Genomic DNA, 18,477 nt, shown 5'->3' with positions numbered 1-18,477 from the left:
AAAATCCCCGTATCTTTCAATACGAGGATTTTTAATATGGTCGGGGTAGGGGGATTCGAACTCCCGACATCCTGCTCCCAAAGCAGGCGCGCTACCGGACTGCGCTATACCCCGGTAATAAAAAGGCGACCTTTCAGTCGCCTTCTTCGATCAGTGCTTTTGGCCTCTGATCTTAAGATCTGATTCCAGCGTTAACTGGTCTCAAAAATGGTGGGTCGTGTGGGATTCGAACCTACGACCAATTGGTTAAAAGCCAACTGCTCTACCAACTGAGCTAACGACCCAAATATGGTCGGGGTAGGGGGATTCGAACTCCCGACATCCTGCTCCCAAAGCAGGCGCGCTACCGGACTGCGCTATACCCCGGTTTGAAATTGGCTCCGTGACCAGGACTCGAACCTGGGACCCAATGATTAACAGTCATTTGCTCTACCGACTGAGCTATCACGGAACTACATATTTCAAAGTGCAACTTTTACTACGGTAAAACCTTCTCTTCGACCCTGTCCGTATCGCTACGTTAGCGTCTCTGAGGCGCGCTATTCTACAATCTTAAAAACCCCTGTCAACCCTTTAAATTGCTTTTAAGACAATGATTTGCGCTTCTTTCTGATTTCTTCTTGGGGAGAAGAAACCCGTGGGCTGACGTTGCTGCGGGGCGCACTTTACAAGCCTTTGCCTTACAGTTCAACGCCCTATCGAAAAAAAAGGCCCCGAATGCGGGGCCTCCTCTTACAGCACTGGCTGCCAGGCTTAATGGAAGACGATTTCGTCGTTCTCCACCGTCGCCTTGACGGGGGTGCCGGGCATAAAGCTGCCCGACAGGATCAGCTGTGCCAGCGGGTTTTCGATCCAGCGCTGGATCGCGCGCTTCAACGGCCGTGCGCCATACACCGGGTCGTAACCCACCGCGATCAGCTTGTCCAACGCCTCACTGCTCAGCTCCAGCGCCAGTTCGCGCTCGGCCAGGCGTGCCCGCAGGCGTCCCAACTGGATCTCGGTGATACCGGCAATCTGATCCCGGGCCAAAGGCTCGAAGATCACCACTTCATCCACCCGGTTGATAAATTCCGGGCGGAAGTGCGAGGTCAGCGCATCCATCACCGCTGCCCGCTGGGCCTCGCGATCGCCCACCAACTCCTGGATCTGCGCCGAGCCCAGGTTAGAGGTCATCACAATCACCGTGTTGCGGAAATCCACTGTACGGCCGTGGCTGTCGGTCAGGCGGCCGTCCTCGAGCACTTGCAACAGGATGTTGAACACATCCGGGTGCGCCTTCTCGACCTCGTCCAGCAAGATCACCGAGTAAGGCTTACGCCGCACGGCCTCGGTCAGGTAACCGCCCTCCTCGTAGCCCACATAGCCTGGTGGTGCGCCGATCAGGCGAGCCACCGAGTGTTTCTCCATGAACTCGGACATGTCGATGCGCACCATCGCCTCTTCAGTATCGAAGAGGAATTCGGCCAAGGCCTTGCACAGCTCGGTCTTACCCACTCCGGTCGGGCCGAGGAACATGAACGATCCACTCGGGCGATTCGGGTCGGACAACCCGGCGCGGGTACGCCGCACCGCATTGGACACCGCCACCACGGCCTCTTCCTGGCCAATGACGCGCTGGTGCAACAGGCTTTCCATCTTCAGCAGCTTGTCGCGTTCGCCCTCAAGCATTTTCGACACAGGAATGCCGGTCCACTTGGAGACCACCTCGGCTATTTCTTCCTCGGTCACCTTGCTGCGCAGTAACTGGTTCTCACTGTGCCCGTGCTGGTCGACCATCTGCAGGCTGCGTTCCAGGTCCGGGATCACCCCGTACTGCAACTCGGCCATGCGGTTCAGATCGCCCTTGCGGCGTGCGGCTTCCAGCTCCTGGCGCGACTGCTCGATTTTCTGCTGGATCTGCGCCGAACCCTGCACTTCGGCTTTTTCCGAGGTCCAGATTTCTTCGAGGTCCGAATACTCCCGCTCCAGGCGGACGATTTCTTCCTGGAGTTTTTCCAGACGTTTCTTCGCCGCCTCATCCTCTTCTTTCTTCAGCGCCTGGGATTCGACTTTCAGTTGAATCAGGCGGCGATCCAGGCGGTCGAGCACTTCCGGCTTGGAGTCGATCTCCATGCGAATCCGGCTGGCCGCTTCGTCGATCAAATCGATGGCCTTGTCGGGCAATTGACGATCGGTGATATAGCGATGGCTCAACTTGGCCGCCGCAATGATCGCGCCGTCAGTGATCGCGACTTTATGGTGGACCTCATAACGCTCTTTCAGGCCACGCAGGATGGCGATGGTGTCCTCTTCGCTGGGTTCTTCCACCAGCACTTTCTGGAAACGCCGCTCCAGAGCCGCGTCCTTTTCAATGTACTGACGGTATTCGTTGAGCGTGGTGGCACCGACGCAATGCAACTCGCCTCGCGCCAGGGCAGGCTTGAGCATATTGCCGGCATCCATGGAGCCCTCGCCTTTACCGGCACCGACCATGGTGTGCAGTTCGTCGATAAACAGAATGATCTGCCCTTCCTGCTTGGACAATTCATTGAGCAGGGATTTGAGGCGCTCTTCGAACTCGCCACGGAACTTGGCGCCGGCGATCAGCGAGCCCATGTCCAGGGACAGCAGGCGCTTGCCTTTAAGGCCGTCCGGCACTTCACCATTGATGATGCGCTGGGCCAAGCCCTCGGCGATGGCGGTTTTACCCACGCCAGGCTCACCGATCAGCACGGGGTTGTTCTTGGTACGGCGTTGCAGCACTTGGATGGTGCGACGAATTTCATCGTCACGGCCGATGACCGGGTCAAGCTTGCCCTCTTCGGCGCGCTTGGTCAGGTCAACGGTGTATTTATCCAGGGCTTGGCGCGACTCCTCGTGGTTGGGGTCATTCACCGCCTCGCCGCCGCGCAGATTGTTGATGGCGTTTTCCAGCGCTTTCTTGCTCACACCCTGGCCCAGCAACAATTTGCCGAGCTTGCTGTTGTCGTCCATGGCGGCGAGCAGCACGAGCTCGCTGGAGATGAACTGGTCACCTTTCTGTTGGGCCAGGCGGTCAGCCTGGTTCAGCAGGCGCGCCAGGTCCTGGGACATATTCACGTCGCCGGTAGGATTCTGGATTTTCGGCAGTTGGTCGAGCTCTTTGCTCAACTCCTTGCGCAGGCTGTTAATGTCAAAGCCCACCTGCATCAACAAGGGCTTGATAGAACCACCTTGTTGCTCCAGGAGCGCCTGCATCAAGTGCGCAGGTTCAATTGCCGGGTGGTCGAGACCGACCGCCAGGGATTGGGAGTCCGATAAGGCCAACTGCAATTTGCTGGTTAAACGATCAATACGCATAAGTCACCTTCCTTTTGAGCAGGCCGGAGCTGTAGAAACATCCTGAATGAAGAAACCTGCCAGATACCCCTATAGATGGGGTGGATTCTGGGGGATTCAAGCAGCGGATGGTTGATACAGATCAGGACAGTCTAGCGTTCGAGCCAGATAAGGGAGGCGAACCGGCCCGTGCGTGGGCTGCGGCGATAAGAAAAGAAGCGCGGGTCGGTTACGGTGCACAAACCGCCACCATACACAGCGCTAATGCCCCGCGCAGACAGGCGCAGACGGGCGAGCTGATAGATATCGGCCATGAACTTGCCGGGATTACAGCTGGGCACGAAGGCCTGGGCAGTCGCAGGTAGTTGTTGCATGAAGGCTTCACGCACCTCGGGTCCGACTTCAAAGGCCTGCGGACCAATGGCCGGGCCGAGCCAGACCAGCACGTCGGCGGGGTCGCACCCCAGGCTGTCGAAGGCTGCCTCCAGCACCCCGGCCGCGAGCCCACGCCAACCGGCATGAGCCGCCGCCACACGGGTGCCCGCTCGATTGCAGAACAATGCAGGCAGGCAATCAGCCGTCATCGCGGTGCAGGCGATACCAGGGGTGCTGGTCCAACTGCCATCCGCTTCGGCGATACGACCCGGGTCGGCCTCGACCACAGTGGTCCCGTGGACTTGGCGCAACCAGGCCGGCTGGATACCGAAGGCATCGGTAAGACGGCGACGATTTTCCAGGACCGCCTCAAGGCTGTCCTCGACGTGATCGCCCAGGTTGAGGCTGTCGAACGGCGCCACGCTGACGCCGCCCGCACGGGTGGTGACGCAGGCTTTGACCTGAGACGGCGCGGGCCAGTCAGGTATCAGCCAGTCACTCATCCGATAAACGCCTCGCGATCCTGCTTGAGCAGCGACAACAACCAGACCAGATCGTCTGGAAGCGGCGATTCCCAGCTCATGCGCTTACCGCTCGTCGGATGATCCAGTTCCAGGAAGCGTGCATGCAGCGCCTGGCGCGGGAACGTCTTGAGCGATTCAACCATGGTCTGGCTGGCCGCCGGCGGAATACGGAAGCGACCACCGTAGGCCGGATCGCCAACCAACGGGAAGTTGATGTGGGCCATGTGCACGCGGATCTGGTGGGTACGACCGGTTTCCAGCTTGACCCGCACGTGCGTGTGGGAACGGAAACGCTCCAGCACGCGATAGTGGCTGACGGCCTGCTTGCCGCCCTCCATCACCGCCATGCGCTGGCGCTGCTGGCCGTGGCGACCGATAGGGGCGTTGATCTTGCCCCCGGCCACCACGACGCCGATCACGATGCACTCGTAGATCCGGCTGACGCTGCGACTCTGCAATTGAGTAACCAGTTGCGTCTGCGCCTGAATGGTCTTGGCCACCACCATCAGGCCGGTGGTGTCCTTGTCCAGACGGTGCACGATGCCGCAGCGCGGCACATTGATGATGTCCGGCACGTGGTGCAACAGGGCATTGAGCAAGGTGCCATCAGCGTGCCCGGCAGCCGGGTGAACCACCAGGCCTGCGGGTTTGTTGATGACCAGGATGTCGTCGTCTTCATAGACGATATCCAGCTCGATGTCCTGGGCAACCCATTCTCCCTGGGCTTCCTGCTCGGCAGTCAGCTCAAGAATCGCACCGCCATGCACTATGTCTCGCGGGCGGATAACCGCTCCATCCACAGTCAGGCGGCCGTCTTTGATCCAGGCGGAAAGGCGCGAGCGCGAGTGCTCAGCGAATAATTGTGCGGCGACTTGATCGAGGCGTTGGCCGCCCAATTCGGACGGCACCTCTGCGCGAAGTTCAATTTTATCGGACATGCTCAGACTAGGCGTGGCACAGCCTTTGGTTTCGGCTGCGCGCTTGTGGTTAAATACGGCGTCTTTTGCCCCGAGGCTTTCAACGGGGCGCTCATCATAACAGGACGGCCCCGCCCAAGACAGCGGCCGTCATAGGGACGCAAGCCGCCATGCAAGTGAAACACCTGCTGCTGATCGCCATCCTCGCCATGACTGCTGCTTGCTCGTCAACCAAGGACGTCGTCGACGAAAACCTGAGCGAAGTCGAGCTATACCAGCAAGCTCAAACTGACTTGGACAATAATAGCTACACCAGCGCCACAGCGAAGCTGAAGGCCCTGGAGTCGCGCTATCCGTTCGGACGCTATGCCGACCAGGCCCAGCTTGAGCTGATCTACGCCAACTATAAAAACGCCGAACCGGAAGCTGCCAAGTCCGCTGCCGAGCGTTTTATCCGCCTGCACCCGCAGCATCCGAACGTGGACTACGCCTACTACATGAAGGGCCTGACCTCGTTCGACCAGGACGTCGGCCTGCTGGCGCGCTTCCTGCCGCTGGACATGACCAAGCGTGACCCGGGCGCTGCCCGCGACTCCTACAACGAGTTCGCCCAGCTGACCAGCCGCTACCCGAACAGCCGCTACGCGCCGGACGCCAAGCAGCGCATGATCTACCTGCGCAACCTGCTGGCTTCCTACGAGATCCACGTGGCCCACTACTACCTGACCCGTCAGGCGTACGTGGCCGCCGCCAACCGTGGCCGCTACGTGGTGGAGAACTTCCAGGAAACCCCTTCGGTGGGCGACGGCCTGGCCGTGATGACCGAGGCTTACCAGCGCCTGCACCTGGACGAACTGGCAAGCACCAGCCTGGAAACCCTGAAGCTCAACTATCCGGACCACCCAAGCCTGAAAGACGGCCAGTTCGTGCCTCAGGTTGACGAAGCCGACAACCGTTCGTGGCTGAGCAAATACACCCTGGGCCTGATCGAGTCCCGCCCACCGCTGCCGCCGGGCGAAACACGCGCCAACCAGGACGTGATCAAGCAGTACCAGGACGCCAAGGACGCGATTCCTTCGGATCTCAAGCCGCACGACGAGAACGGCGACGTGATCGAAGAGGAAGAGCCGCAAGCCCTGGGCAACAACCAGGACCGCTCGTGGTTCAGCTACATGACCTTCGGTGTGTTCGACTGACCGTTCGACGCAACGCAAAAGGGAGCTCTCAGGAGCTCCCTTTTTCATGGGCGAGTATTTATTGCGCTGTGCGCCCATGGCGACCTTGGCTAAACTGGCGCATTCCTCATCGAGAAACTGCCCATCATGCTTCGTCTATTGTTCTGGATCGCCGTCATTGCCGCTGCGGTATGGCTCTGGCGCAAATTTAAAAGCGCAGCGTCCGGCCAACCCCGTACCGGCGAACCCAATGCCGCACTGATGGTGCGTTGCGCCCATTGCGGCGTGCATGTGCCGCAGGATCGTGCCCTGAGCTCGGGCCAGCAATGGTATTGCACCCAGGCGCACCTGCAGCAAGGGCCGAAGTCTATCCAGCGTTAAGTCGACCGGCGGGCGCGTAAGGTGCCGGGTCGATGATCGGCGCATGCCCCAGCAACAAGTCGGCAAACAACTGGCAGGACGCCGGGGCAAGCACCAGGCCGTTGCGGTAGTGCCCGCAATTGAGCCACAGGCCTTTGAAGCCGGGCACCTCGCCGATATAAGGGATGCCTTCCGGCGAGCCGGGCCGCAACCCCGCCCAATGCCCCACCACCTCGGCGTCCGCCAGGGCGGGAAGCAGTTCCACCGCAGAAGCCTTGAGACTTTCCAGTGCGGTTTCGGTCGGCGTTTTATCGAACCCCTCATGCTCCAGGGTGCTGCCAATCAGAATGTGCCCATCCCGTCGCGGGATCGCATAGCGTCCTTTGGCCAGGACCATACTCGATAAAAAATCAGGCGCGCATTTGTAGAGGATCATCTGGCCCTTTACCGGCTCCACGGGCAGCGCCAAGCCCAGTTTTCCCAGCAACGCCCCGCTCCAGGCACCGGCCGCAAGCACCACCTGATCACCCGTGATGACGCCAGCAGACGTATTCACGCCCACCACAGTGCCGCCTTCCACAATAAATCCAGCGACCTCGCACTGCTCGTGAATCGTCACACCGGGCAGCGCCGACAACGCCGCCTTGAGTGATTTGACCAGGCGCGGATTGCGCACATTGGCCACGTCGGCCATGTAGATCGCCCGCGAATAACCGCCGCCCAGCACCGGGACCGCGTCATGGACGGCCGACACGTCCACTTTGCTCAAGGGCCGGCCTTCACGCGCAGCCCAGGCCAGAGCCTCGGCTTCGTCATCCAGATCGAGCCAATACAGGCCCGTGGTGTGAACCTCAGGATCAACCCCGGTCGCGGCGAACAGCCGTTGCGCCAGTTGCGGGTAGAAATCCTGGGACCAGTGGGCTAAAGCGGTCACCGCCGGACTATAGCGCCACGGATACAACGGCGAAACAATTCCGCCGCCGGCCCAGGATGATTCCTGCCCAAGCCCGGCGCGCTCCAGCAATATGACCGCCAGCCCCCGGTTCGCCAGGTTGTATGCCGTCAACAAGCCAATCACTCCGCCGCCGACAATCACTACTCGCTGTTGCTTAGCCATCATTTGATCCAGCCGATAAAAAGGTAAAAGCGCGCCCGGCGCCCATTCATCCAGCACTCTCATCACTGCCCCCAGCATGCCTTGAGCGGCATCTCTGGCGCCGCTCCCGGATTGCTCCGCATGCCGGTGCTGGTCAAGCTGAACCGGCCACAGGCGTCGTCCGCCATGACAGAGCCCGTGGCAGGCGTGGCCAGCAAGGCAAAGTCCTGAGGGTTCAAGACTGAGCTGATTCTATAGTGATCGTTGCCTGTACTGACGCCGCTTGCATCAATATAAGTGCCGTTGCGCGTGTAAAAACGCTCCAGGTACTGAGCTTGCTCGGCCAGCAGCGCGACGATCTGCACCCGGTGGACCTTTTTCACCTGGACGGTATATGCGGGGTAAGCGATTCCGCCCAGCAACGCAATGATCGCCACGGCGATCAATAATTCGATCAGGGTAAAGCCCTGGCTATCCATGCCCATTCGATTGCTCCTTATTGAAGTTGCCGCCATAAGACTCGCCGAAACCGTTCGCCGTCGCCCTCCTCCACCCGCGCATACACAGCCTCCAGCACGGTGCGCGATTGGCCACCCAGCCCGACGGCCGTCACGCGGAAGAGCGCGGCTGGGGCATACGGCGGCAAATGTGTCTGGCCCGAACCCACGCCCAGGGATTGAACGCCATACACCCCGTCCTTGAACGCCACCCACGTCACCGCCGAGACCGGATTGTGTCCGGCGCCCACCACCGATGAAGCTTCATCGGGCGGCGCGCAACTGATGATCGACTGGCAAACCGGCATCACCTGCCCGCCCCTGCGCACCGCCGACTCCCCCAGCCGCAGGCCACTTTCAGCCGTCTGGAACGATTGATTACGCTGCCACAGGCTATTAGCCGCCTTCTGCTGAGCGAGCGCGCCCTGCATCGACGACAACCCCACCAGTGACAACAACAGCAGAAATACCAGGCTGATCAGCAATACCATCCCCGCCTGCCGCACCTGGCTACACCGCATCATTGTCATCGCCCTAATCCAGCCGGTTGCGCAGTGCCGCCACGACGGCGTAGGCCTGGTCTTTCACCCGCCCGGTGGGGTCTTGCAGGGTCATGAGGATGCGCACGCTGCGTATCAACGATGCGTCGGCCGGGTGGCTGTCGTAACGCACCACGCCGGTCGATTCAGGCCTGGCCGCCACACCAAAACTGATCTCGAAGGCCCGTACGTTATCCATCAGTACGGCTTTGGCCGGAGCTGACGGGGTACTGATCTTCAACTGACCCGTCTCATAGGTGTAGGTGAGCTCGCGTATAGCGAAACGAATCTGCCCGGGCGCAATCCCAGACGGCGTCCCGGTATAGGCCTGGGCGGCCTCTTTGCAGTCGGATACCACCGTCCAGTCAGGCTTGCCTGTACTGTCGCTGGCATTGGCGGTCACCAGAGTCAGTGACTTTGCGCTTGTCGAAGTTTCCCAGCCAATCGGCCGATCAAAGGCCGCCGGGGCGTTGTCGATAAAAGCCGTGGCCAGACACCCCAGCATGCCCGTCTGGCGAATATCCTGAGTCATCTTGCTCAGGACGAACCGCGCATCGTCCTGCAGCACCATGGCGGCCTGCTGGCTGGCCTGGGTCAACCGCGAACCGATCAGCACCTGGCTCGCCCCGAGCACTACCACCAGCCCGACGGCCAGCGCCAGCAGCAACTCCACCAGCCCGAAACCTCGCGCAGGACGGATCATTGCAACCGCCCTTGCCCATTGGCGATCCGACTGGTCAGGGTGAAGGTTTGCCGCTCACCCAGTCTGCTCCTGACATCCTCCCAACTGATGCTGACAGTGACCTCATCGCCGCTGGCCGCTATCGCACCCTTGGCGTCCTTGCCGGCAAAACCAGTGATATTGGCCTCGAAGTCACGCAGGTCCAGGTCACGCACGCTGGTAGCCGAGGTGCTGCCGGTGCGAGCCTGGGAGTAATCGACAGCGGCGTTGGCGCGAATACGGTCGAGCATGTCGTAGGCAATAAAACTGGCTTGGCTGGTCATCCTTGCGCTGTCGGTGGTCTTGAGCGCGTTGAGCTGGATCGCTGCGGCCCCCAGCAGTCCGAGCGCCAGGACCAGCACCGCGACCAGCACCTCGATCAGCGTCATGCCGGATTGGTGCCGATAAAAAGCGCGTAGAGAAAATATATTCCGGCAGAAAGGCATACCGTCGTCATCCATGTCGAAGGCCTCAGGAAAACAGGAAAAACCTGCTGTGCGTCCCAAGACTAGCGTCGGTTTTCGACCGCTGCCGCTACCGGAACAAAGGGAAATACATTGGACGTAAAGGCCATCATTCAGCACCAGGGACCAAGCGCTATACCTATGCCTGCCACTTGACGATCACTCGCATCCACGGAGGGAGCACACATGACACAACGAGGTTTCACCCTGATCGAATTACTGCTGGGATTGATCTTGACGGGTGTTCTGGCGCAACTGGCCATACCCAACTTCAAAGGTTTGCTGGAATCGCAGCAGCGACAAAGCGTGGCCCAGGCACTGGCCGACGGGCTGCGTTACGCGCGCACCGAGGCGATTGCACGCAATCGTGCGGTGGTGATCCATGCGCGGGATGAGGACTGGAGCCAAGGATGGCGGGTGATACTGGATATCAGTGGGCGCGGCCACCTGGACGACGAGAATCCGGTGCTACTGGAGCGACAGGACAGCGGGCAAGTACCGGTTGCCGGCAACGGCCCGGTCAGCAGCCAGGTTCGTTTCAGCGGTTTGGGGGAGCCAGTGTTTGCGGGCGGGGGATTTCGTGCCGGCACCGTGCATGTGTGCGACACACAACCGGCCCAGAGTCTGTATCAGGTCGTGCTCGCTCCCAGCGGGCGTATCAGCCTGCGCAGTGACAAGACCGAGCAGGCGCTATGCCGAAGTTAAGGCAGCCTCCAGGGTTCAGAGCAGCGAGCGAACCCGTAACTCCTTGGGCATTGAAAACGTAATGTTTTCTTCCCGGCCCGCCAGCTCATCGGCGCCGGTGGCACCCCAGGCGTGCAATTGCTGGATCACGCCGCGCACCAAAACTTCCGGGGCCGAGGCGCCTGCCGTAATGCCGATGCGCTCTACGCCGTCGAACCAGCTACGCTGCATGTCCTCGGCACCGTCGATCAGGTACGCCGGCGTCGCCATGCGCTCAGCCAACTCACGCAAACGGTTGGAGTTGGAGCTGTTGGGGCTGCCGACCACCAGCACCACATCACACTCATCGGCCAGTTGCTTGACTGCATCCTGGCGGTTTTGCGTGGCGTAGCAGATGTCGTCCTTGCGCGGGCCGCCGATGGCCGGGAATCGCGTGCGCAGGGCGTCGATAACGCGGCTGGTATCGTCCATGGACAAGGTGGTCTGGGTGACGAAGGCCAAGCGTTCAGGGTTTTGCACCTGCAAGCTGGCAACGTCTTTTTCGTCTTCTACCAGGTAGATCGCGCCGCCATTACTGGAGTCATACTGGCCCATGGTGCCTTCGACCTCCGGATGGCCGGCGTGGCCGATCAGGATGCATTCGCGGCCATCACGGCTGTAGCGCGCCACTTCGATGTGCACCTTGGTCACCAGCGGGCACGTGGCGTCGAACACTTTCAGGCCACGGCCGGCCGCTTCGGTGCGTACGGCCTGGGACACACCATGGGCACTGAAGATAACGATGACATCATCGGGCACCTGGTCGAGCTCTTCGACGAAGATGGCTCCGCGAGCACGCAGGTCTTCGACCACGAACTTGTTGTGGACGACTTCATGCCGCACATAAATCGGCGGGCCGAAGACTTCCAGGGCGCGGTTGACGATTTCGATCGCCCGGTCCACGCCGGCGCAGAAGCCACGGGGGTTGGCGAGTTTGATTTGCATGCTGTGCCTCGTGTCTTGCAGCCACTTTGGGCCAGGTTTGTGCTGACCTAAAGGACAATGGGGATCAAAGGTGGGAGGGGGTAAGCCCTAATGCCAGTCAGTTAAGCGTACACCACCGTCTGTAGGAGCGAGCTTGCTCGCGAAAAACTCACAGGCACCGCGTTTATTCAGGAAGCACGCGTTATCGTTGACGTTTTTCGCGAGCAAGCTCGCTCCTACAAAAAGTCTTAACTGACTGGCATTAGGGCAAGCCCCCTCCCACATTTTAGACCAGCGCCTTGACGTTGATGATCTCGACGTCAAAGGTCAGTGTCTTGCCGGCCAGCGGGTGGTTGAAGTCGATGGTCACTTGCGCGTCATCGAAGGCTTTGACCACGCCGGGCAATTCCGTATTCGCCGCATCATTGAAGATCACCAGCAGGCCTTCCGACAGGTCCATGCCTTCGAACTGCGAACGCGGGATGATCTGCACGTTTTGCGGGTTGGGCTGGCCAAAGGCATTTTCCGGCGGGATCTGCAGGTTGCGCTTATCGCCAGCCTTGAATCCGAACAGCGCCGTTTCAAAACCCGGCAGCAGGTTGCCATCGCCGACTTTGAAGGTCGCCGGGGCTTTATCGAAAGTGCTGTCGACCGTGTCGCCATTCTCCAGGCGCAATGCAAAGTGCAAAGTGACTTCCGTGTTCTGGCCGATGCGTTGCTCAGCCAATACCTGATCAGTCATTGACGGTCTCTCCGGTTTTCTTGCTCTTGAACATATCCAGCGCCAGCATGATTGCACCAACGGTGATGGCGCTGTCGGCGAAGTTGAACGCCGGGAAATAGTGGCGGTTCTGCCAGTGCACCAGGATGAAGTCGATCACATGGCCCAGGGCAATGCGGTCGTACAGGTTGCCCAGCGCGCCGCCCAGCACCAGGGCGAGGGCAATGGCCAACCAGGTGTCATCACGGCCCAGACGCTTGAGCCAGACCACCAGCACCGCACTGACCACCACGGCGATCAGTGCGAACAGCCAGCGCTGCCAGCCGCCGCCATCGGCGAGGAAGCTGAAGGCCGCGCCAGTGTTGTAGGCCAGGGTCCAGCTGAAGTAATCCGGGATCACCACGATTTGCTGGAACATTTCCAGGGTGCCTTCGAAATGAGCCTTGCTGACCTGGTCGATGACCAGGACCAGCACGCTCAATACGAGCCAGCCAAGACGTCCGAAACGACTGGTTGCATCAGGCATAGTGGCGAACCTCGCCTTCACCGCTGATGTTATCCACGCAGCGACCGCAGATTTCCGGATGCTCCGGGTTCACGCCGACATCTTCACGGCAGTGCCAGCAACGGGCGCACTTAGGGAAGGCCGACTTGACCACTTTGAGCTTCAGGCCCGGCACTTCGGTCGCCACGGCGTCTGCCGGAGCCTGGGCGAATGGCGCCAGGCTGGCGGTGGAGGTGATCAACACAAAGCGCAGTTCGTTGCTCAGTTTGGCCAGGTCGGCGGTCAGGCCATCCTCGGCAAACAGGGTGACTTCGGCTTGCAGGTTGCCACCCACGGCCTTGGCCGCGCGCTGCACTTCCAGCTCCTTGTTCACCGCAACCTTCACGGCCATCACGCCTTCCCAGTACGCGCGCCCCAGTTCGAAGTCGGCCGGCAGTTCGGTCAGGCCTTCGTACCAGGTATTGAGCATGACGGACTCGTTACGCTCGCCCGGCAGGTACTCCCACAGCTCGTCGGCGGTGAACGCCAGGATCGGTGCGATCCAGCGCACCAGCGCTTCGCTGATGTGGTAGAGCGCGGTCTGCGCCGAACGGCGCGCCTTGCTGTTGGCGCCAGTGGTGTACTGGCGGTCCTTGATGATGTCGAGGTAGAACCCACCCAGCTCCTGCACGCAGAAGTTGTGGATCTTCGAATAGACGTTCCAGAAGCGGTACTCGCCATAGTGTTCCTGCAACTCGCGCTGCAACAACAGGGTACGGTCCACGGCCCAACGGTCGAGGGCGAGCATGTCCTCGGCCGGCAGCAGGTCGGTGGCCGGGTTGAAGCCGGTCAGGTTCGACAGCAGGAAGCGCGCGGTATTACGGATGCGACGGTAGGCATCGGCGCTGCGGGCCAGGATCTGGTCCGACACGGCGATTTCGCCCGAGTAATCGGTCGACGCTACCCACAAGCGCATGATGTCAGCGCCCAGGGTGTCGTTGATCTTTTTCGGCTCGATCACGTTCTTCAGCGACTTGGACATCTTGCGACCGTTTTCGTCGACGGTGAAACCGTGGGTCAGCAGTTCGCGGTACGGCGCATGGCCGTCGATGGCGCAGCCGGTCAGCAGCGAAGAGTGGAACCAGCCACGGTGCTGGTCGGAACCTTCCAGGTACAGGTCGGCACGCGGGCCGCTGTCGTGGCCCATCGGGTGCGAGCCGCGCAGTACGTGCCAGTGGGTGGTACCGGAGTCGAACCACACGTCGAGGGTGTCGCTGATCTTGTCGTACTGCGGCGCTTCATCGCCCAGCAGCTCGGCGGCGTCCAGCTTGAACCAAGCTTCGATGCCTTCCTGTTCAATGCGCTGGGCCACTTCTTCCATCAGTTCGACGGTGCGCGGGTGCAGTTCGCCGCTTTCCTTGTTAAGGAAGAACGGGATCGGCACGCCCCAGTTACGCTGGCGGGAGATGCACCAGTCCGGACGGTTGGCGATCATCGAGTGCAGGCGCGCCTGGCCCCAGGCCGGGACGAACTGAGTGTCTTCGATGGCTTTGAGCGAGCGTATGCGCAGGGTTTCGCCGCTGGCCGGCTCTTTGTCCATGCCGATAAACCACTGCGCGGTGGCGCGGTAGATCAACGGGGTCTTGTGGCGCCAGCAGTGCATGTAGCTGTGCTTGATGGTGTCGGCCTGCATCAGCGCGCCGACTTCACGCAGCTTGTCGATGATCGGCTGGTCGGCCTTGAAGACGAACTGCCCGCCGAAGAACTCCAGCGACGGCACATACACGCCGTTGCTTTGTACCGGGTTGATGATGTCGTCGTTGACCATGCCGTACTTCTTGCAGGTCACGAAGTCGTCCACGCCATAGGCAGGCGAGCAGTGAACGATGCCCGTGCCCGAACCCAGCTCGACGTAGTCAGCCATATATACCGGCGACAGGCGGTCATAGAACGGATGACGGAAGTTGATCAGTTCCAGCGCGGAGCCAGTGGTGGTGGCGATCACCGAACCTTGCAGCTCGTAGCGCGCCAGGCACGACTCAACCATTTCTTCGGCCAGCACCAACAGGCGATCGCCAACATCGACCAGCGCGTAGGTGAACTCCGGGTGCACATTCAGCGCCTGGTTGGCGGGGATGGTCCAGGGCGTGGTGGTCCAGATCACGATGGCAGCGGGCTTGGCCAGCGATGCCAGGCCAAAGGCCTCGGCCAGCTTGGCGTCGTCGGCGATCGGGAAGGCCACGTCGATGGTCGAAGATTTCTTTTCCTCGTACTCGACTTCCGCCTCGGCCAGGGCCGAGCCGCAGTCGAAGCACCAGTTCACGGGCTTGAGGCCCTTGAACACGAAACCGCCCTTGACGATTTCGGCCAAGGCGCGGATTTCACCGGCCTCGTTCTTGAAGTTCATGGTTTTGTACGGGTTGTCCCACTCGGCCAGCACACCCAGACGGATGAACTCGGACTTCTGCCCTTCGATCTGCTCGGTGGCGTAGGCACGGCACAGTTCGCGGGTTTTATCCGCGCCCAGGTTCTTGCCGTAGGTCACTTCGACTTTGTGTTCGATCGGCAGGCCGTGGCAGTCCCAACCCGGGACATACGGTGCGTCGAAGCCCGACAGGGTTTTCGAACGCAGGATCATGTCCTTGAGAATCTTGTTCAGCGCATGACCGATGTGAATCGTGCCGTTGGCATAAGGAGGGCCGTCGTGCAGGACGAATTTCGGACGATCCTTGCCAATTTCGCGCAACTTTCCGTACAGGCCAATACTGTCCCAGCGCTGCAGGATCTGCGGTTCGCGCTGTGGCAGGCCGGCCTTCATTGGGAAGGCGGTGTCCGGAAGGTTTAGCGTGGCTTTATAGTCGGTCATTTAAGGCTCTTCGGTTAGCGATGGGCGCTAGGTGCGGCTAGTGCACGGGCGGCGGCGACATCCGCATTGATCGCCGTTTTCAACGCCTCAAGGGAGGCGAAACGCTGCTCTTCACGCAGCTTCTGGTGGAAAACCACCGTTAAACGCCGGTCGTATAAATCACCGGCAAAATCCAGAAGGTGAACTTCCAGGTGGGCCTTGCCATCACCTGCAACCGTGGGCCTGACGCCTATGTTGGCGACTCCCGGCCACGATTGGCCATCGATGTCGACGCTCACCAGGTAAACCCCGGTCAGCGGCACACGACGGCGCTTGAGTTGCACGTTGGCGGTTGGCGTGCCCAGTTGGCGCGCCAGCTTCTGGCCGTGCAATACCCGCCCGGCGATGCGGAACGGGCGACCGAGCAAACGCTCGGCCAAGGCGAAGTCGGCAGCGGCCAGGGCGTTACGCACCTGGGTACTGCTCACGCGCAGGCCGTCCAGTTCGACGGTTTGCGCGGCTTCGACGGTAAACCCCTGGTTGACGCCGGCGTGTTGCAGGAAATCGAAATCTCCGACGCGGTCGCAACCAAAACGGAAGTCGTCGCCGACTTCCAAATGCTGCACGCCCAGGCCATCGACGAGGATGCGGTCGACGAACTCGGCGGCGCTCAGGCTTTGCAAGCGCTGGTTGAAGGCCAGGCAGAGCACGCGGTCGACGCCTTCTTCTGCCAGCAGTTGCAGCTTGTCGCGCAGGCGGGCCAGACGGGCCGGCGCGGTCTCGGGAGTGAAATATTCCCGCGGCTGCGGCTCGAAAATCACCACGCAGCTGGGCACGCCCAACTCGACCGCACGCTCGCGCAGCCTGGCCAGGATAGCCTGGTGGCCACGGTGAACACCGTCAAAGTTGCCAATAGTGGCGACGCAGCCCCGATGCTCGGGGCGCAGGTTGTGGAGACCTCGAACCAGCTGCATAACGCGCTTCTTGCTCATAAAGTGGTCGATTATAACCACACCCGGCCCCGGGCGACAGGCAACAGCACAGGCCAAATGGATCGATTCGATAAAACAGCCGTTTTATCGCGACAAACTCTCTACCCCAGGGACTTGCGATTGAAATCGCGCAGGCGGAAACCCTGCAGCAGCAACATCCCGAAGTACACCACCACGCCCGCCACCACCAGCACGCCAAGGCGCATGAAGCGCTCCAGCATATGGCCCTGGTCCCAGGCCGGCATGACATGCATCAGGCCCAGCAACACGGCGGACATCGCGGCGACCGCCACGAGCAGCTTGAGGGTGAACACCCCCCAGCCTAGCTGCGGCTGGTACATCTGTTGTTTGCGCAGTTGATAAAACAGCAGGCCGGCATTGATGCACGCACCGGCGCTGATTGCCAACGCCAGGCCGGCATGGGCCAGCGGGCCGATAAATACCAGGTTGAGCAGTTGCGTGACGATCAGCGTGAAAATCGCGATCTTTACCGGCGTGCGGATATTTTGCTGGGCATAGAAGCCCGGCGCCAGCACCTTGATCACGATAATGCCAAGCAAGCCGACGGAGTAAGCCACCAGCGCGTGCTGGGTCATCAACGCGTCATGGGCGTCGAACTGGCCGTATTGAAACAGCGAGACCGTCAAGGGCTCAGCCAGGATTCCCAAGGCCAAGGCGCATGGCAGCACCAGCAGGAAGCACAGGCGCAGGCCCCAGTCGAGAATGCGCGAGTACTCCTGGCGGTCCTTGCTTGCGTAGGTGCGCGCCAGCGTTGGCAGCAGAATTGTCCCCAAGGCCACCCCGAGCACGCCGGACGGCAATTCCATCAGGCGGTCGGCGTAGTACATCCACGACACCGAGCCGGATACCAGCAGCGAAGCGAACGCCGTATTGATGATCAGGGAAATCTGACTGACCGACACCCCGAGGATCGCTGGCAACATATTGCGCATCACACGCCAGACGCCGGTGTCCTTGAGGTTCAGGCGCGGCAGCACGAGCATGCCGATTTTTTTCAGATGCGGCAGTTGGTAGAGCAACTGCGCCAGGCCGCCGGCCAGGACTGCCCAGCCGAGGGCCATCACCGGTGGGTCGAAGTAAGGCGTGAGGAACAGCGCGAAGATAATCATGCTGACGTTGAGCAGCGTCGGCACGAAGGCCGGCACCGAGAAACGGTTCCAGGTATTGAGGATCGCCCCGGCGAGGGATGACAGCGAGATCAGCACTATATAAGGAAAGGTCACGCGCAGCAGGTCGGTGGTCAGCGCGAACTTTTCCGGGGTGTTGGCAAAGCCCGGCGCCGTGGCCCAGATCACCCAGGGCGCGGCGAGTATGCCGACCAGGGTCACCAGCATCAGCACCAGGGTCAGCAGGCCCGAAACGTAGGCAATGAACGTGCGGGTTGCCTCCTCGCCCTGCTGAGTCTTGTATTCGGCCAGGATCGGCACAAAGGCCTGGGAGAACGCGCCTTCGGCGAAGATTCTGCGCAGCAGGTTGGGCAATTTAAAGGCAATAAAGAAGGCATCCGTGGCCATACTGGCGCCAAAAATGCGCGCCAGCAGGGTGTCACGCACAAACCCCAAAACCCGGGAGATCATCGTGATAGAGCTGACGGCAGCCAACGATTTGAGCAGATTCATTGAAAGAGTTTGCGCCTATAGATAAAGAGCAGGCGAACAAAGCGCCTACTTATGCGATACTGCGCGCCTGCAACAGCACAGAGCCAAAGCTCGCGAGTTTACAGGTCAAGCGCCGGAAATAAATCACCCGCCTCTTCAGATCGACCACTCAGCAGCTCGCATCAGCCGCCCTTGACAACCCAT

16 protein-coding genes, 4 tRNA genes and 1 pseudogene are annotated in these 18,477 nt (G+C 60.6%); 3 read left to right on the top strand and 18 right to left on the bottom strand.

Features of this window, described 5'->3' with window-relative positions; all coding sequences use genetic code 11:
- Nucleotides 1-37: 37 nt before the first annotated feature.
- From C4J87_RS03865 to rluD, 7 genes are all read right to left on the bottom strand, one after another.
- A tRNA-Pro gene (locus tag C4J87_RS03865) sits at nucleotides 38-114 on the bottom strand.
- A gap of 94 nt (nucleotides 115-208) precedes the next feature.
- Nucleotides 209-284, bottom strand: a tRNA-Lys gene (locus C4J87_RS03860).
- A gap of 5 nt (nucleotides 285-289) precedes the next feature.
- Nucleotides 290-366: transfer RNA gene (locus C4J87_RS03855), tRNA-Pro, on the bottom strand.
- A gap of 9 nt (nucleotides 367-375) precedes the next feature.
- A tRNA-Asn gene (locus C4J87_RS03850) sits at nucleotides 376-451 on the bottom strand.
- Between the two features lie 302 nt (nucleotides 452-753).
- Nucleotides 754-3,318, bottom strand: a complete 2,565-nt coding sequence (clpB, locus tag C4J87_RS03845) for an ATP-dependent chaperone ClpB (protein ID WP_124361235.1) — start codon at nucleotides 3,316-3,318, stop codon at nucleotides 754-756.
- 131 nt (nucleotides 3,319-3,449) lie between these two features.
- Nucleotides 3,450-4,175, bottom strand: coding sequence for a peptidoglycan editing factor PgeF (gene pgeF / locus C4J87_RS03840; protein ID WP_124365783.1), 726 nt, complete (start codon nucleotides 4,173-4,175; stop codon nucleotides 3,450-3,452).
- A complete protein-coding gene (gene rluD, locus C4J87_RS03835) occupies nucleotides 4,172-5,134 on the bottom strand; it encodes a 23S rRNA pseudouridine(1911/1915/1917) synthase RluD (protein ID WP_016976299.1) in 963 nt (320 codons plus the stop codon). The genes pgeF and rluD overlap by 4 nt, the downstream gene beginning before the upstream one ends.
- A gap of 149 nt (nucleotides 5,135-5,283) precedes the next feature.
- On the opposite strand from rluD, the gene C4J87_RS03830 reads away from it, so the two are divergent.
- Nucleotides 5,284-6,309 carry an outer membrane protein assembly factor BamD gene (locus tag C4J87_RS03830; RefSeq protein WP_124356980.1) on the top strand — a complete coding sequence of 342 codons (1,026 nt, stop codon included), beginning with the start codon at nucleotides 5,284-5,286 and terminating at the stop codon, nucleotides 6,307-6,309.
- Nucleotides 6,310-6,435: 126 nt separating this feature from the next.
- On the top strand, nucleotides 6,436-6,669 hold the full coding sequence (locus C4J87_RS03825; protein ID WP_124365782.1) for a PP0621 family protein: 234 nt from the start codon (nucleotides 6,436-6,438) through the stop codon (nucleotides 6,667-6,669).
- On the opposite strand, the gene thiO is transcribed toward C4J87_RS03825, so the two are convergent.
- The 5 genes from thiO to pilV form a co-directional block, all read right to left on the bottom strand.
- On the bottom strand, nucleotides 6,656-7,765 hold the full coding sequence (gene thiO / locus C4J87_RS03820; RefSeq protein ID WP_124365781.1) for a glycine oxidase ThiO: 1,110 nt from the start codon (nucleotides 7,763-7,765) through the stop codon (nucleotides 6,656-6,658). The genes C4J87_RS03825 and thiO overlap by 14 nt on opposite strands.
- Before the next feature lie 62 nt (nucleotides 7,766-7,827).
- Nucleotides 7,828-8,229 (bottom strand): type IV pilin protein, encoded by a 402-nt coding sequence (locus C4J87_RS03815; RefSeq protein ID WP_124365780.1) that lies wholly within the window; start codon nucleotides 8,227-8,229, stop codon nucleotides 7,828-7,830.
- A gap of 11 nt (nucleotides 8,230-8,240) precedes the next feature.
- Nucleotides 8,241-8,771: a PilX N-terminal domain-containing pilus assembly protein gene (locus C4J87_RS03810; RefSeq protein ID WP_256657867.1), complete on the bottom strand. Its 531-nt coding sequence runs from the start codon at nucleotides 8,769-8,771 to the stop codon at nucleotides 8,241-8,243.
- Between the two features lie 4 nt (nucleotides 8,772-8,775).
- Nucleotides 8,776-9,483, bottom strand: a complete 708-nt coding sequence (locus C4J87_RS03805) for a prepilin-type N-terminal cleavage/methylation domain-containing protein (RefSeq protein ID WP_124365779.1) — start codon at nucleotides 9,481-9,483, stop codon at nucleotides 8,776-8,778.
- Nucleotides 9,480-9,947 carry a type IV pilus modification protein PilV gene (gene pilV, locus C4J87_RS03800; RefSeq protein WP_124368931.1) on the bottom strand — a complete coding sequence of 156 codons (468 nt, stop codon included), beginning with the start codon at nucleotides 9,945-9,947 and terminating at the stop codon, nucleotides 9,480-9,482. The genes C4J87_RS03805 and pilV overlap by 4 nt, the downstream gene beginning before the upstream one ends.
- A gap of 204 nt (nucleotides 9,948-10,151) precedes the next feature.
- Here pilV and C4J87_RS03795 point away from each other — a divergent pair.
- A pseudogene (locus C4J87_RS03795) lies at nucleotides 10,152-10,732 on the top strand (GspH/FimT family pseudopilin).
- Here the strand turns inward: C4J87_RS03795 and ispH are convergent.
- The 6 genes from ispH to murJ all read right to left on the bottom strand — a co-directional run bounded on the left by ispH (nucleotide 10,686) and on the right by murJ (nucleotide 18,294).
- Nucleotides 10,686-11,633 carry a 4-hydroxy-3-methylbut-2-enyl diphosphate reductase gene (ispH, locus tag C4J87_RS03790; protein ID WP_124365777.1) on the bottom strand — a complete coding sequence of 316 codons (948 nt, stop codon included), beginning with the start codon at nucleotides 11,631-11,633 and terminating at the stop codon, nucleotides 10,686-10,688. The pseudogene C4J87_RS03795 and the gene ispH overlap by 47 nt on opposite strands.
- A 265-nt stretch (nucleotides 11,634-11,898) precedes the next feature.
- Nucleotides 11,899-12,339 (bottom strand): peptidylprolyl isomerase, encoded by a 441-nt coding sequence (locus tag C4J87_RS03785; RefSeq protein ID WP_177412767.1) that lies wholly within the window; start codon nucleotides 12,337-12,339, stop codon nucleotides 11,899-11,901.
- A gap of 7 nt (nucleotides 12,340-12,346) precedes the next feature.
- The gene (gene lspA, locus C4J87_RS03780; protein WP_124365775.1) at nucleotides 12,347-12,859 is read right to left on the bottom strand and encodes a signal peptidase II; all 513 of its coding nucleotides are present in this window, start codon (nucleotides 12,857-12,859) and stop codon (nucleotides 12,347-12,349) included.
- A complete protein-coding gene (gene ileS / locus C4J87_RS03775) occupies nucleotides 12,852-15,683 on the bottom strand; it encodes an isoleucine--tRNA ligase (RefSeq protein ID WP_124365774.1) in 2,832 nt (943 codons plus the stop codon). The genes lspA and ileS overlap by 8 nt, the downstream gene beginning before the upstream one ends.
- 14 nt (nucleotides 15,684-15,697) lie before the next feature.
- Nucleotides 15,698-16,636 carry a bifunctional riboflavin kinase/FAD synthetase gene (ribF, locus tag C4J87_RS03770; RefSeq protein WP_010213269.1) on the bottom strand — a complete coding sequence of 313 codons (939 nt, stop codon included), beginning with the start codon at nucleotides 16,634-16,636 and terminating at the stop codon, nucleotides 15,698-15,700.
- 119 nt (nucleotides 16,637-16,755) lie between these two features.
- Nucleotides 16,756-18,294, bottom strand: coding sequence for a murein biosynthesis integral membrane protein MurJ (gene murJ / locus C4J87_RS03765; RefSeq protein WP_124365773.1), 1,539 nt, complete (start codon nucleotides 18,292-18,294; stop codon nucleotides 16,756-16,758).
- Nucleotides 18,295-18,477: the final 183 nt, after the last annotated feature.

The organism is Pseudomonas sp. R1-43-08, assembly GCF_003852255.1.
Taxonomy (GTDB): domain Bacteria; phylum Pseudomonadota; class Gammaproteobacteria; order Pseudomonadales; family Pseudomonadaceae; genus Aquipseudomonas.
The sequence above is the reverse complement of the archived record's forward strand: the minus strand, read 5'-3'. Positions and strand labels throughout refer to the sequence as shown.

Excerpts from the sequence above, each read along its gene's own strand:
- clpB (WP_124361235.1), bottom strand. The coding sequence starts at position 3,318 with ATGCGTATTGATCGTTTAACCAGCAAATTGCAGTTGGCCTTATCGGAC.
- pgeF (WP_124365783.1), bottom strand. The coding sequence starts at position 4,175 with ATGAGTGACTGGCTGATACCTGACTGGCCCGCGCCGTCTCAGGTCAAA.
- rluD (WP_016976299.1), bottom strand. The coding sequence starts at position 5,134 with ATGTCCGATAAAATTGAACTTCGCGCAGAGGTGCCGTCCGAATTGGGC.
- C4J87_RS03830 (WP_124356980.1), top strand. The coding sequence starts at position 5,284 with ATGCAAGTGAAACACCTGCTGCTGATCGCCATCCTCGCCATGACTGCT.
- C4J87_RS03825 (WP_124365782.1), top strand. The coding sequence starts at position 6,436 with ATGCTTCGTCTATTGTTCTGGATCGCCGTCATTGCCGCTGCGGTATGG.
- thiO (WP_124365781.1), bottom strand. The coding sequence starts at position 7,765 with ATGGCTAAGCAACAGCGAGTAGTGATTGTCGGCGGCGGAGTGATTGGC.
- C4J87_RS03815 (WP_124365780.1), bottom strand. The coding sequence starts at position 8,229 with ATGGGCATGGATAGCCAGGGCTTTACCCTGATCGAATTATTGATCGCC.
- C4J87_RS03810 (WP_256657867.1), bottom strand. The coding sequence starts at position 8,771 with ATGACAATGATGCGGTGTAGCCAGGTGCGGCAGGCGGGGATGGTATTG.
- C4J87_RS03805 (WP_124365779.1), bottom strand. The coding sequence starts at position 9,483 with ATGATCCGTCCTGCGCGAGGTTTCGGGCTGGTGGAGTTGCTGCTGGCG.
- pilV (WP_124368931.1), bottom strand. The coding sequence starts at position 9,947 with ATGCCTTTCTGCCGGAATATATTTTCTCTACGCGCTTTTTATCGGCAC.
- ispH (WP_124365777.1), bottom strand. The coding sequence starts at position 11,633 with ATGCAAATCAAACTCGCCAACCCCCGTGGCTTCTGCGCCGGCGTGGAC.
- lspA (WP_124365775.1), bottom strand. The coding sequence starts at position 12,859 with ATGCCTGATGCAACCAGTCGTTTCGGACGTCTTGGCTGGCTCGTATTG.
- ileS (WP_124365774.1), bottom strand. The coding sequence starts at position 15,683 with ATGACCGACTATAAAGCCACGCTAAACCTTCCGGACACCGCCTTCCCA.
- ribF (WP_010213269.1), bottom strand. The coding sequence starts at position 16,636 with ATGCAGCTGGTTCGAGGTCTCCACAACCTGCGCCCCGAGCATCGGGGC.
- murJ (WP_124365773.1), bottom strand. The coding sequence starts at position 18,294 with ATGAATCTGCTCAAATCGTTGGCTGCCGTCAGCTCTATCACGATGATC.